Consider the following 13,580-nt stretch of genomic DNA (forward strand, 5'->3'; position numbering starts at 1 on the left):
TGAAATATCCTTTAAAATGATGTCGCGTATCAGTGGTCGGATTCGAACAGGGAGTGTCGGGGGTGCAAACGCAATTGTGAAAACTGGTGGTACTCGTGCAAGTCGATTTGCTCGTTCACAAACGTGACCCGCCCATCGCCCCACAAAAAGTTGGCGCCGCCGGGATGTCGGCTGGAAAAATCGCATTCATCGGCGAGCGGATTGTTGATGCCCTCCAGAGCGGAACCGACGATCCTTGCAGCAGCATCCTCGCCTTGCAGGCTGACACCCAGCCAAGTCGATGGGACCTGTGCCATCGTGCGTTCACCGACGATTATCGTGTTGGACAATCCGCGACCGAAATCACGAAAACGTGTGGTGCGATTCTCTAAAAAAGCCCCGTCGCCGATCGGTGCCGGAATACTGTCATCCGGTTCAATCGTTCCGAACATGCCGACGTAGTTCGCCGTTGGCAATTGCACCAACGCAGCCGCATCGTCTCCGCCCAAAGATGCGATCACCGATGCGCGCAGGTCGTCATCATCCTCGTCATCTTCGCCGGCGGCATACAGCATGAATGTCTGCTCGGCGATATCTGACGGGCACAACATCACAGCGAGCGAAGTGCCGCGGACAACCGCATGATTGGTAGCGTCCACCGGTTTCTTGAGGTCCAGTCGGTCCGCCAATGCACTCTGCTCCAGATAGGGCAACAGCGACGTCGCCCACCCGTAAGCCGACTGGCCCGAGGGATCAAACGCCCAACCGGCCGGTAAACTTCGTTTGGCGTCGTGATGGTTGTGCAGCGCGATGCCAATTTGGCGCAGATGGTTGACACACTGAATCCGCCGCGCCGACTCGCGCGCCGAACCGATCGCTGGCAGCAATAATGCTAGCAATATCCCAATGACCGATACGCTCACCAGCAATTCGAGGATGGTGAATCCGTCGCGGCGGCGGCCGCCGGAGCAGCGGCTCGCGATTTCAAATGATTTCAATCGTTCCATGACTTCATCCCTGGTTTGAATCCGCCAAGGATTTTACGAACTCTTTAGTATTTCACAATCCCAATTCAATACCGCGGCTGTGTGGCGGAACGTTCTGCCGGCCGCAACTGTTAAAATGAAGACCCCAAGTATTGTTTCTGCAACACTCGCAATCACCATTTTCCCGCACTGGAAGAAACGCAATGTCTGTTTCACCGATCTCTCGACGCTCGATTCTGGCGGGCGGCTCGCTCGCGTTCTTCACCACACCGGGACTGTTCGCCGAAGAACTGTTGTCGACGCCCCCGCTGACCGAAGGGCCGTTCTATCCCGACCATTTACCGCTCGATCAGGACAACGACCTGATCCTGATCAAAGACAGCACCACGCCCGCTGTGGGAACCATCACTCAACTTAGCGGCCGTCTTTTGACAACCGCGGGATCTCCGCTCCGCAATGCGACGATCGAGATCTGGCAGTGTGATGCCAACGCGGTTTACCTGCACAGCGCTGACAGCAGCAAGAAAAAAGAGCAACAGGACAAACACTTTCAAGGCTACGGAAAGTTCGAAACCGCATCTGACGGTGGTTACCGCTTTCGCACGATCAAGCCTGTGCCCTATCCCGGTCGACCGGCGCCGCACATCCATATCAAAGTGTCGCAAAACGGCCACGAATTGCTGACCACGCAGTTGTTGATTCGCGGCCACGAGGGAAACGAGCGTGACGGTGTGTTTCGTCGTGTGACCGACAAGACCAAACGAGAACGATTGACGGCCGAATTCAAACCGATCCCGGATTCCAAGCACGGTGAACTGGCTTGCAACTTTGACGTGGTCCTTGGCCAAACCCCAGATGACAACCGCGGCTAAGGCCAAATCAAATGGCAGCAGGGATCGGCCCCTGTAGCTGACCTCTGTAGCTGGCCTCTGTGAGGCCGGCGATTACCCACAAATGGCAACCCGACGCGTCGCGTTTGGGATCGAGGCATCTTCAACAATTGCCCACCGAGTCACGCACTAGGGCGGGACGTCACGAAAGCGGACGTGACAGGATTTGCAATTGTCGGCGATCCGCTTTGCCGATTGCTCGACCGACGGCGGGACAGCTTCTCCGCTGGACGCATCCCAGTGCAACAACGCTGTTTCCAATTCCCCGGCTGCTTGCTGGGACGACACCAGCATTTGGCGAAACGCATCGCTTTGTTCGCCCGCAGCATCGGTTCGCAGAAGCTCGGTGAAATGCTCGCGCATCAACAGTGCTGTGTGGGCCGGATCGAGGTCGGCGTGATCGGCAGGAGTCTTCCAGCCCGCAGCGGCGATCTGTTTCAAATGATCCTGGGTGTGCTCGATCGCCACCATCGCCTCGGCCATCGGCGGCACCTGAACCGTCTCGCGAAATTCCACTTGCAACTCATCCAACAAAGCTTGCTCCAGCGGAACCGCTCGGTCTGCCGCCTGGAACAGGCCGCGGTAGTTGGGGCTGGTACCGGCCACTTGCAACACGGCGATCGCTTGGGACGGTGGCGTCAAACCGGCCGACACACAAGCCACACTGGCCGCGGCCGGGCTGCGATGTTTGCCGTGGTGACAGTGGATGTAAATCGGCCCCTCCAGATCGCGGACCGCTTTGGCCAATTCCTTGACACGTTGATCCGGAATCCCATCGTAACCATGTGGCAGATGCACATACCGCAGTGAGAACTTTCGGGCGGCGGCAACGTCGGGCTTGGCACCGTCCACGCTGATGATGGTTTTGACACCCAGATCAACCAACTCTTGAAACGCCTCGTCACTCTCGGGCAGTCCACCGGAGATGACTTTGGGATGAATCAGAACGGGGTTGGGCAGATGCGCGCTGGCCAACGTTTGCGGCAGCGCGGTACCGGACAGGTCCATGACTTCTGCGGACACACCGTCAGGTACTGGATCGGCGGATTGCGGAGTGCACCCGAGGACCAATCCGGCGATCAAGATCACGATGTATCGATTCATCAACAGGCCGTTATCCAGGATCAAACTTTGGCGCCGCGGGTACGTTGGCACGGCGAACAAGCTTATCACGGATTGGGGTCGTACGCCAAATTCGGCGCCAACCAACGTTCAATCTCTTCAATCGGCTGACCTTTGCGCTCGGCATAGGCTTTAATCTGGTCGTGCGTCATCCGTTCGACGGTGAAGTAGCGCGACTCGGGGTGACCAAAGTACAATCCGCTGACACTGGCGCCGGGCGTCATCGCATAGCTGGACGTCAGCTCCATGCCGGCATTGGATTCGGCGTCGAGCAAATCGAACAGGGTGCGTTTTTCGGTGTGATCGGGGCATGCCGGATAGCCGGCAGCCGGTCGAATACCGCGATACTTTTCGGCGATCAATTCTTCCTTGTCCAAGCCCTCGGTCTGGCCGAATCCCCAGTCACCGCGAGCTGTTTCGTGCATCTTTTCGGCCAGTGCTTCGGCCAGTCGATCGGCAATCGCTTGCACCATGATCGCTTTGTAATCGTCTAACTGGTCCTTGTAGTGCATCGCCAGCTTCTCGGCACCGACTCCCGCGGTGACCGCAAACCCACCGATGTAGTCTTGGCGTCCGGAGTCGGCCGGCGCGATGTAGTCGGCCAGTGAGCGATAGTCTTTCTGGCCTTTACGCTCCCATTGCTGACGCAGGAAATGGAATCGCGTCAATTCTTTGCTGCGCGATTCATCGGTGTACAGAACCACGTCATCACCGACACTGGCGGCGGGCCAAAACCCGTACACGGCGTTGGCGGTTAAGGAACCGTTGGCAATGATTTCGTCCAGCAATTGATTGGCATCATCAAACAACTCCTTGGCTTGCGGCCCAACGACTTTGTCATTGAAGATTTTGGGATACTTGCCCTTGAGTTCCCAGGTCATGAAGAACGGCGACCAATCGATATAGGGACGAATCTCCTGCAGCGGGATGTTTTTCAGAACCCGAGTGCCGGTGAACGACGGCGTGTCGATTTGCACGGTCGCCCAATCGGTTTCAAAGCGTTTGGCGTAGGCGTCGGCATAGGGAATCAGAGTTTGCTTGCGGTCACGGAAACTTGCGACCAACTCTTTTTGTTTTTTCTGGTTGTCGGCAATAAACGCATCGCGATGCTCTTTGCTGAGCAACCGTTCGACCACGTTCACGCTGCGACTGGCATCCAGCACGTGCAGCACCGGCCCCTCGTAGTTGGGTGAGATCTTGACGGCGGTGTGTTTGGCACTGGTCGTGGCGCCACCGATCAATAGTGGCATCGTCATCTTGTTGCGGCGCATCTCGCTGGCAACATGGGTCATCTCGTCCAACGACGGAGTGATCAATCCGCTCAAACCGATCATGTCAACGTTCTGCTTGACCGCCTCTTCCAAGATTTTCTCGGACGACACCATCACACCCAAATCGATGACTTCGTAGTTGTTGCACTGCAACACGACGCCGACAATGTTTTTGCCGATATCGTGCACATCGCCCTTGACCGTTGCGATCAAAAACTTGCCGCGTGCCGCCGCATTCTCGGTGCCTGCGGCTCGTTTTTCCTCCTCCATAAAAGGTTCCAAATACGCCACGGCTTTCTTCATCACCCGTGCCGATTTGACCACCTGGGGCAGAAACATTTTGCCGGCACCGAATAGGTCGCCGACCACTTTCATGCCGTCCATCAACGGGCCTTCGATGACCTGGATACAGCGGTCAAAGTGTTGACGCGCGGCCTCGGTGTCTTCGACGATGTACTTATCGATCCCTTTGATCAAGGCGTGCTTCATCCGCTCGGCGACCGGTTCACTGCGCCAGGCCAGATCTTCGCCGGACTTTTTCTTGCCGTCGCCCTTGACCGTTTCGGCAAAGTCCAACATTCGCTCGGTCGCATCCGGCCGACGATTGAGCAGCACGTCTTCGACGCGTTCGAGCAGGTCTTTGGGGATTTCTTCATAGACCTCCAATTGACCGGCGTTGACGATCCCCATGTCCAAGCCGGCTTTCACGGCGTGATACAGGAACGCACTGTGAATGGCTTCGCGCACCGGATCGTTGCCACGAAAACTGAAGCTGATGTTGCTGACGCCACCGCTGGTTTTTGCGCCTGGACATTCCTGCTTGATCCGTCGCACCGCGTTGATGAAATCAACGGCGTAGTTGTTGTGCTCTTCCATGCCGGTGGCGACCGTCAGGATGTTCGGATCAAAGATGATGTCCTCGGTCGGGAAATCGAGTTCCTTGACCAACAGATCATACGCTCGCTTGCAAATCCGAACCTTGTTGTCTTCGTCGGCCGCTTGCCCTTCTTCATCAAACGCCATCACCACGGCTGCGGCGCCGTATTGACGAATCAAACGGGCCCGTCGTAGAAATTCTTGTTCGCCATCTTTCAGCGAGATCGAGTTGACGATCGCCTTGCCCTGGACATTGCGCAGCCCCGCCTCCAAAACCTCCCATTTACTGCTGTCGATCATCACCGGAACGGAGGCGGCCACATGGTCGCCGGCGATCAGACGCAAGAAACGCGTCATCGCTTCGACACCATCCAACATGCCTTCGTCAAAGTTCACGTCGATGATCGTGGCGCCGTTTTCGACCTGTTCCCGAGCGATCTCGACCGCCTCTTCGAATTTCTCATCACGAATCAGCCGAGCGAATTTCTTGCTGCCCATCACATTGGTCCGCTCGCCGACCATGGTGAACGGGATCTCGGGACGCATCACCATCGGCATCTGGCCCGATAGTCGGGTGTAGACCGGTCCCGGGGTATCCTGTTTCGGTTTCAGGCCTTTGATCCGCTGGGACATCGCGCGAATGTGATCGGGGGTGGTGCCACAGCAACCGCCCAGAATGTTGACCCAACCGTTGTCGGCATACTCGCCCACTTTGTCAGCCATCTGTTTCGGCCCCAGATCAAACTCGCCCATTTCATTGGGCAGCCCGGCATTGGGGTGACAGGAGATCGGGATCTCGGCGACATGTGAGAGTTCTTCGATGTGAGCGCGCATCACGTCCGGACCCAAGGCGCAGTTCATCCCCACCGAAAGCAACGGGAAATGGTTGATCGCGGTCCAAAACGCTTCGACACTCTGGGCGCTGACAAAGGTCCGGCCGCCGTCACCGAAGGTTCCGCTGGCCATCACCGGAACCCGCCGCCCGCCGGCATGGAAGAAATCGGCGATGGCAAACAAACAGGCCTTTAAGTTCAGCGTGTCGATCGCGGTTTCCGGCAACAGAATATCGACTCCGGCGGCCACCAACGAATCGACCTGGGCGCGATAGCTATCGACCATCTCCTCGAAGGTCGCACCGCGGTGCGCCGGGTCGTCCTCGGTACTGATCGCCAACTGTTTGGTCGTCGGCCCGATCGAACCGGCGACGAAACGCGGGCGATCCGGCGTCCGCTCGGTCCACTCGTCAGCCGCCTTGCGGGCACAGGCAACCGCAGCGTGATTGATCTCGTCGACCAACTCCAACGGCAATCCGAACTCCACCATCCCGACCGGCGAAGCACCAAAGGAATTGGTCTCGACGATGTCACTCCCGGCCTCGTAGTAGGCCGCATGAATCGCGGTGATTTTTTCCGGATGCGTCAGACAGAGGATGTCCGAAAAATTCTTCAGATCCTTGTCGTGGTCGGCAAAACGCTCGCCACGCACGGCGGCTTCGTCTAACCCCAGACGCTGGATCATTGTCCCCATCGCACCGTCGAGTAACAAAATTCGCTCGCGGATCAGGTGGTCTAGATCAGACACAATAGGCTCGGTATGCAGCACGCTGAGACTTCGATTGGGGGAAACGGTTGGAGCGCCGCCACACTCGCCGCGGCGACGCGATTTGAATTGCAGCCCGCCATCGCTGGCGGGACCAGATTGACGCTGAGAGTGAAGACCGATACAAACATGTACGCCAGATACATCTTTTCGGCATTCTTCTCGTTCGTCAACCATCGACTCACGATCATCCCAGCGCTTCAATGCCGGAAAAAAGCGATGAAATTAAACTTGGGCCTCCAGTACCTGATCCTGTCGATCGTGCTCGGAATAACGCTCGAATTGACGCTCTGCGCGACCAAACTAGCGGCCGACGAATCGGCCTCACAGCCATCCGATCACACCGAAACCATTTCGGTCCCGCTGCCGAGTACGACTGCCGAAGCCCGGGCCCGGTCCAAATTGCTGTATGAAACCATTCGTGGATCCCTGCAGGTCATGCACCGCGACTTCTTCGACGACGAGGAAGCTCATGCCATTCCATCGGCATCTCTACAAGACGTCTTTGATGAACTCGCTGGGGTCTATAGTGTAGAAGTCAAGTGGCTGATCGTCGACACAGATGTTCTGAACGTCGATCATCTGGCTGAAAATGAATTCGAACGCCTCGCCGTGACTGCGCTGAAGTCGGGAAAACCGCATTTTGAATCGACCGCTGCAAACCGTTATCGGTTCGCCGGCCCGATCCGATTGGCGTCACAATGTTTGAAATGCCACGTTAAACGTCGCAATAGTACCGAAACGCGCACCGCTGGGCTGCTGATTTCGATGCCGCTGGCAGCTCAAACCAAGTGATTTGACGGCCGCTGCATTCATTTGACCTGGCCCAGCTGACGCCGGGTGGGGACGACGTCGGCCAGCGTCACAGAGTCCAAATACTCCCGCTGCACTCGCTCGGCTTGGGCCAGCACCCCTTTGAGCTTGCAAAATGAGTGAATCACACAGCCATCATCGGCTTGCACGCAGGCCAGCAGGTGTAGATCGCCCTCCATCTGCTCGATCACATCGCCCAGACGAATTTCGTCCGGGGATTGGGCCAGTTCGATGCCGCCGCCGATCCCGCGGGTGCTGCGGATGTAACCACCCCGAACGAGCAAGTTGACGACTTTGGCGACGTGGTTGACGGAAATCCCAAACAGCGACGCCACGTCAGCCACTTTGGCACGCCTGGTTTGCGTCGCCAAAAACATCAATGTCCGCAGTGCATAGTCGGTTTGCGTTGTGAGTTTCATGGCAGTTTCAATGGCAACGGCTTTGGCAAAGATGCATCACAGACGCATCTTTATTTCAAGCCTAGGCACCGCCGTGATCAACGTCAATCGAGCCTAAATCAGTGCAACCGCCTCGGCAATGTTTTCGGCGTGGTCGCGGACCCGCGAGTAGGCATTCAACACAGCCAGGTAGGCCACGCTGACCAAGGGGGGGATTTCGCCACTGGACAGGTCTTCCAGATGTTTCTTGCGGAGCTGTTTGATTTCGCTTTTCAACCGACGCAACATGGTTTCGGTCGATGTCAGCACATTCTTGTTGCTCTGTGCCAGACCTTCATTGACCGCATCGAGGTAGTCACAGGCGTGCTGATGTAGTTCTACTAAATCCCTGCGTTGTCCCGGGGTGAATCGATGCCCGTTGCGGCGCAAGCGGCGATCGAATTTATCCATGTTCAAGATATAGTCGCTGATCGATTCGTATTCATCCGCGATGCGAATCTGCTGGCGGGCTTCACTGGCCACGGCATGCGTGACTTCGTTCGCCAACAGATCGGTGACAAAGACTGCGATTTCGTCTTGCATCGAATCCAGCAGTTGTTCGCGACGCACCAATTTGTCGGCCAGAGCTTTGTCCGGGTCGTCTTGCTCACGCAGCGTTTGCAGCCAAGTCATCATCTTGGCACAGCTGACGCCCATCTTCTGGATCTCCGTGCGCGACTGTTCGATCGCCAACAGCGGTGTCTCCAACATCCGAATGTCCAGATCCGTCAGGTGCGGTTTCTCTTTGAAATTCTTGGCCGGTACGATGTGATTTAGCAATCGCACAAACAGCGGCACAAAGGGCAAAAAGATCAGCATGTTCACCACGTTGAACACGGTGTGTGTCGCGGCGATCGCGGCGGTGGTCTGCGGAAAGGTGGATTCGCCATCAATCACCACCGCCTGTTTCACATCGCCCGGGACAATGACTTGAATCAGGTCGATATACCAATGAAAAATCAACGTGATCCAAAACACGCCGAACAAGTTAAAGATGATATGAAAATAGGCGGTTCGACGCGCGTTGGTGGTCGTGCCCAGCGAGGCCAGAAACGCGGTGATCGTCGTGCCAACGTTTTCTCCCAAGACCAAGGCCGCGGCTGTTTCGTAAGAAATCACGCCTTGGGTGGCCAATGAAATCGTGATCCCCAACGTCGCTGATGACGACTGGACCAGCGTCGTGAGCAAGCAACCGGCGATCGCACACTTGAGAACCCCCAAGTAGTTGTCAGCGCTGACGCGTTGAAACGCCTGTTCAAAGGCCGGGGTGTCTTTGATGATCGCACAGGCGTCTTTCATCAACTCCAAACCAAAAAACACCATCCCCATGCCCATCACGGCCATCGCCCAATAGCGCCAGCGATCGCGTTTGGCAAAGAGAAACACGAATGCCGCCGCGCCCAACAACGGCAGACCGTATTTGCCAATCTTTAACACCAAAATCCAACCGGTGATCGTCGTGCCCACATTGGCGCCCATGATCACGCCAATCGCTTGTGACAACTGCATCACGCCGCTGTTGACGAACCCGACCACCATCACCGTCGTGATCGAACTCGACTGCACCACGCAGGTCACAATGATCCCGACCACTGTCGCCATCAACCGATTGTTGGTGACGATGCTGATCAAACGTCGCAAACTGGCGCCGGCAACCGCTTGCATCCCGTCGGACATGTTCTTCATGCCCAGTAGGAAGATTCCCAATCCACCCACCAGTCCGAACACAAGATTGATTAGGGCTGAGAATTCCAAGGGAGCACCGCGGTGATAAGAGTGTTAGACATCGATGAGATCATTGTTCGTGAAAATGTGTCGTGATTGTTACCAGCCCAGCGCCAAGATTCAAACACCCCCCGGCAAAGATCACTCTCCGCTGGTTGTGACACCCCAATAATCAGTCCGTTAACGTGATTGTGACCGACGTAGCGTCATAGTCGATGCGCAGCCGTTGGCCGTCGGCTGTGACAACCTGATCACCCGGATTGTCAAATCGGCCCGTCAACCGAGCGGCGGTCAATACTCTAATCCGCTGGCCCGCGGTCGGCGCCGCGCCAGCAGCAAATTGCACGATCAACTTCCCACCCAACACCGCAGCACCACTGACCGCAAGTGACGCCTTCCCGCCAGTTCCCACCACACAATGCAGAGAGCCATCGGCCGACTGATGATAGTCACCGCGAATCTGCAGGTCCGCGGGGCCGGAACCGACCGCCGCGCTGGCTTCCTGTCCGCTGGCTTCTTGTCCGCTGGCTGCCTGACCAATCACCGTGCCATCATTGAACACGCTGCCATCGATCACACCGGCACCGCGAAATGTCCCCAGTGGCGCGATCTGAATCCAACGCTGTGTCGACACCGTGCCCTGCCGAAGACTCAATTGCCCGTGCGGCGCAATTCGGATTTCGTTGCGACCGACCAGACCGACGCCGCTGTCCAGAGCCATCGTCTGCGTCGCAGCCGGACCGGAACCGCGAATCTCCAGTGCCAGAAATTGGACGTCGGCATCGACCCGCGCGGTGTTGGGTTTGTCGGAGTCATTGGTGACATGCGCCACCCACGACAACTGTGGTGCACCCTGGTCAATCATGTAGGTCACGCCCGCATTGGCATAGCGGTAGTCGGACCAGTTGTCCGCAGCGGAGGTCGCGGCGTTGTCCGCACCGGTCCAGTGGTGATAGCTGTTGGCAAATCCGCGCGGCTCGGCAACACGTTCGTCCAACAGCAGTTGTTTCAGTTCAGCCACCCGCTCGGGAAACTCGGCCGCCAGATCATGGGATTCGGTGGGGTCCGCTTCCAAATCGTACAGCGCGTAAGACGTGTTCCTGGACCGCACTAATTTTTGGTTGCCGCGAATGATCGATTGACCGTTTCCCGCTTCATGAATGATGAATTCACGCCGCCGTTGTTGATCGGTTCCCAGCAATGTCGGCGCCAGCGAAACGCCGTCGACTCCCAACGGGATGGGCGCACCGGCAAGCTGGCAAAACGTTGGCATCAGATCGGTCACATCGACCACCCGGTGCGAATCCGTTCCGGCCTTGAGTTTGGAATCGGCGTGGATCATGGCCGGCCAACGCATCACCAGCGGGACCCGAATGCCGCCCTCGTAAATACTGCCTTTGGTACCGCGCAGGCCACCGTTGGCATCAAGTTCGACCAGGTTTTTTCCACCCGGCCCGCCATTGTCGGACTGGAAGATGACCAGCGTGTTATCAGCAATTGAATCGGAATCATCACCATCGTTGTTGGGATCTTCCAGGGCCGCCAACAAGTTGCCAAAGTGGGCATCGATCCGGGTCACCATCGCCGCCCATTGCCGGGTCTGGTCGGCCAGCCCTGCGAATTTTGGATCATCCCGATAGGCCTGGTCCCACTGCGGCAAGGTGGCCACTTCGGCAAACGGGGCATGTGGAATTTGCACCGCCAGCAGACCAAAAAACGGTTGCCGTGTTTGGTTGTACTGGTTGCCCTGGCGACGGACAAAATCCAATGCGGACATCGCATAGACATCGTCGCAGTAGGCCGTGTCGGGATAGTCCGGATGATTTTGGTTGGCCGGCCCGTCGGGATAGCCGTCGTTGCTCTGAAACGCAGCCATCGAATTGGGGATCAATTGCAATCCGCCGACGGACGCCGAGTCGGCCGGTGCGCTCCACAAGGTCGGCTGGAAAAATGTATGCGCGCGGATGTGATGCAATTCGGCGAGTACATGCTGGTAGCCGTGTGCGGTGGGCAGCGTTTGCACATTCTCGATCACCGGGTTTGCCAAATCCTTGGATCCACCATAGCCCCATTTGCCCCAGTACCCGGTGGCGTAACCGACCGCTGACAAGGCATCGCCGATCAGCACATCATCCGCCCGCATCGCCTTTTTGGCATTGTTCGGATCATTCCGATCGGCAAACGTGTGGCCTTGATGAAACCCCGTTTGCTGTGACGAGCGGGCCGGCGAACAGACGTGGCAGCCGTAGCCCCGTGTGAAATTGACACCCTCGCGGGCCAAGCGATCCAGGTTCGGCGTCCGCACGAACGGCTGGCCGTCGGATCGACGTTTCGCCTGGCCATTGGGGCCGATGGATCCCCATCCCATGTCATCGACATACAGGTACAAGATGTTGGGGCGCGCGTTGTCGGCGCTGACCGCGCGACCGCCGGTCAACCCTGCCAACAGAAAACACACCACTGGCACGGCCTGTCGGCCCCAGGGCAGGAACTGGCACATCTCGTTTCCTTCCATCTAGAAGTCAGAATCAGTCATCGTTGGATGCTTGTGTCCAACAGTCTAACTGGACTGCGCCGGATTGTGCGAAAGTGCCATTGATTCCTCACCCTCACCGCGGCCAACGCCCTGTGACAGGGCAGCGAGACTAGGCAGCGGCTTTTTGGGCCGGCGATTCCGTGGCACTCAGCCATTGACCGATCTGCTGCAGATCCTGCTTCCACTCCTGTCCGGTGCGGCGATCACAATAGGTCTGGAACATCAGATCCGTCGTTTCACTCAGCAAGCGAATGGCGTCGATGCGATCGTCGTCTTCGAATTCTTCGTCGTCTTCCAAATGAATCTTCGCACCGCTGATCCCCATCGATTCGGCTTGCAACACCAAATCGAACTGACGGCCTTCGCGAACGATGGTCATCCCGCTCTTGCGCGGCAATTTGCCAGAACGAATGGCCTGCATCGCCTCGGGCAACTGGACGGGGCATTCGGCGGAGATCGTTTCCTTTCCCGACTCGCCTTGGGGACACTCCAAACTAAGCGTCTTGGCCAACATGACGGTGACTTCGGAACCGTCGACCAACTGGATCGTGTCCGACTGATGCGCCAGAGTCCACCACAACCAGAGCATGAATTCATTGCCCAAGAAATCCGGGGCTTGGGAATGTTCGTTGGCCCAGGTGTTGTCGCCGCGAGTTTGGCCGGTCAAAAAGTCCAGCGGTTGCAGATCATCGACTTCGCCATACAGATCGTTGTCGATCGCCCATTGTTGGGCGATCGATCCGGCACCGAGATGACGCAATTCCAAACCAAAGGCACGTTCCAACAGGTCGATGCAGTGCCGACCGGCGGTGCCGACCGAACCGCCAAAGTACAACAGTTCGTTTTGGTAATCCCACAACAGCGGAAATTGTTGCATCTTGCGATACTTGCCGGTGGCCGCTTCGGATTCACAACGTTGTTCGACCGCTTCCTTGGCTTCCTTGCGCTGGGCCTTGGTGATCACGCCGGTTTCGCTGTCTTTGGCGATCCCCGCCAATTCGATTTGCAACCAGGCGGCGCGGTGCGCTGCGGGAATCTGGTTGGTGTCGATGCGGACCGAACAGTGCACCGCGTCGTTGATCACATTCTTTGACAGCTCAAACTCTTGATCAAACAGGTGCTCGCCACCCAAAAATCCGATTTGAACATTTTCGGTCGATCCGGTCTCGAAATTCCCCGCCGCATGCTGGGCCAAGATCTCGATGTGTTCGTCAGCAAACTGATCCGCTTCAAAACCAGCCACGCTGAATCTTTGAAACCCAAGGTTACCGCGAAGAAATGGCATAGATGATTCCGATTTAATGAAAGAGCAAACGGAGACAGGCGTCGTGCAGTTATCGTCGAGG

The 13,580-nt window shown here is 57.1% G+C and carries 9 protein-coding genes; 2 read left to right on the forward strand and 7 right to left on the reverse strand.

Features of this window, described 5'->3' with window-relative positions:
- Positions 1 to 29 precede the first annotated feature (29 nt).
- Entirely contained in the window at positions 30 to 986 is a 957-nt protein-coding gene (locus tag NHH03_RS08055) for a DUF1559 domain-containing protein (RefSeq protein WP_253155251.1), read from the reverse strand.
- Between the two features lie 182 nt (positions 987 to 1,168).
- On the opposite strand from NHH03_RS08055, the gene NHH03_RS08060 reads away from it, so the two are divergent.
- Positions 1,169 to 1,837 (forward strand): protocatechuate 3,4-dioxygenase, encoded by a 669-nt coding sequence (locus NHH03_RS08060; protein ID WP_253155252.1) that lies wholly within the window; start codon positions 1,169 to 1,171, stop codon positions 1,835 to 1,837.
- A 147-nt stretch (positions 1,838 to 1,984) separates the two neighbouring features.
- Here NHH03_RS08060 and NHH03_RS08065 read toward each other — a convergent pair whose 3' ends face one another.
- Together NHH03_RS08065 and metH are read right to left on the reverse strand one after the other, a co-directional pair.
- Positions 1,985 to 2,959: a hypothetical protein gene (locus NHH03_RS08065; RefSeq protein WP_253155253.1), complete on the reverse strand. Its 975-nt coding sequence runs from the start codon at positions 2,957 to 2,959 to the stop codon at positions 1,985 to 1,987.
- Positions 2,960 to 3,024: 65 nt separating this feature from the next.
- On the reverse strand, positions 3,025 to 6,705 hold the full coding sequence (metH, locus tag NHH03_RS08070; protein ID WP_315861433.1) for a methionine synthase: 3,681 nt from the start codon (positions 6,703 to 6,705) through the stop codon (positions 3,025 to 3,027).
- A 237-nt stretch (positions 6,706 to 6,942) separates the two neighbouring features.
- On the opposite strand from metH, the gene NHH03_RS08075 reads away from it, so the two are divergent.
- A complete protein-coding gene (locus NHH03_RS08075) occupies positions 6,943 to 7,518 on the forward strand; it encodes a c-type heme family protein (RefSeq protein WP_253155254.1) in 576 nt (191 codons plus the stop codon).
- A gap of 17 nt (positions 7,519 to 7,535) precedes the next feature.
- Here NHH03_RS08075 and NHH03_RS08080 read toward each other — a convergent pair whose 3' ends face one another.
- The 4 genes from NHH03_RS08080 to NHH03_RS08095 all read right to left on the reverse strand — a co-directional run bounded on the left by NHH03_RS08080 (position 7,536) and on the right by NHH03_RS08095 (position 13,519).
- Complete coding sequence (locus tag NHH03_RS08080) at positions 7,536 to 7,955, reverse strand: RrF2 family transcriptional regulator (RefSeq protein WP_253155255.1); 420 nt, start codon at positions 7,953 to 7,955, stop codon at positions 7,536 to 7,538.
- Positions 7,956 to 8,048: 93 nt separating this feature from the next.
- Positions 8,049 to 9,728: a Na/Pi cotransporter family protein gene (locus tag NHH03_RS08085; RefSeq protein WP_253155256.1), complete on the reverse strand. Its 1,680-nt coding sequence runs from the start codon at positions 9,726 to 9,728 to the stop codon at positions 8,049 to 8,051.
- 142 nt (positions 9,729 to 9,870) lie between these two features.
- On the reverse strand, positions 9,871 to 12,198 hold the full coding sequence (locus NHH03_RS08090) for a sulfatase-like hydrolase/transferase (protein WP_253155257.1): 2,328 nt from the start codon (positions 12,196 to 12,198) through the stop codon (positions 9,871 to 9,873).
- A 145-nt stretch (positions 12,199 to 12,343) separates the two neighbouring features.
- A complete protein-coding gene (locus NHH03_RS08095) occupies positions 12,344 to 13,519 on the reverse strand; it encodes a hypothetical protein (RefSeq protein WP_253155258.1) in 1,176 nt (391 codons plus the stop codon).
- Positions 13,520 to 13,580 lie beyond the last annotated feature (61 nt).

Origin of the sequence: Stieleria tagensis, assembly GCF_024129865.1 — a bacterium.
GTDB classification, from domain to species: domain Bacteria; phylum Planctomycetota; class Planctomycetia; order Pirellulales; family Pirellulaceae; genus Stieleria; species Stieleria tagensis.

Coding starts and splice junctions, on each gene's coding strand:
- NHH03_RS08055 (WP_253155251.1), bottom strand. CDS start 986: ATGGAACGATTGAAATCATTTGAAATCGCGAGCCGCTGCTCCGGCGGC.
- NHH03_RS08060 (WP_253155252.1), top strand. CDS start 1,169: ATGTCTGTTTCACCGATCTCTCGACGCTCGATTCTGGCGGGCGGCTCG.
- NHH03_RS08065 (WP_253155253.1), bottom strand. CDS start 2,959: ATGAATCGATACATCGTGATCTTGATCGCCGGATTGGTCCTCGGGTGC.
- NHH03_RS08075 (WP_253155254.1), top strand. CDS start 6,943: ATGAAATTAAACTTGGGCCTCCAGTACCTGATCCTGTCGATCGTGCTC.
- NHH03_RS08080 (WP_253155255.1), bottom strand. CDS start 7,955: ATGAAACTCACAACGCAAACCGACTATGCACTGCGGACATTGATGTTT.
- NHH03_RS08090 (WP_253155257.1), bottom strand. CDS start 12,198: ATGTGCCAGTTCCTGCCCTGGGGCCGACAGGCCGTGCCAGTGGTGTGT.
- NHH03_RS08095 (WP_253155258.1), bottom strand. CDS start 13,519: ATGCCATTTCTTCGCGGTAACCTTGGGTTTCAAAGATTCAGCGTGGCT.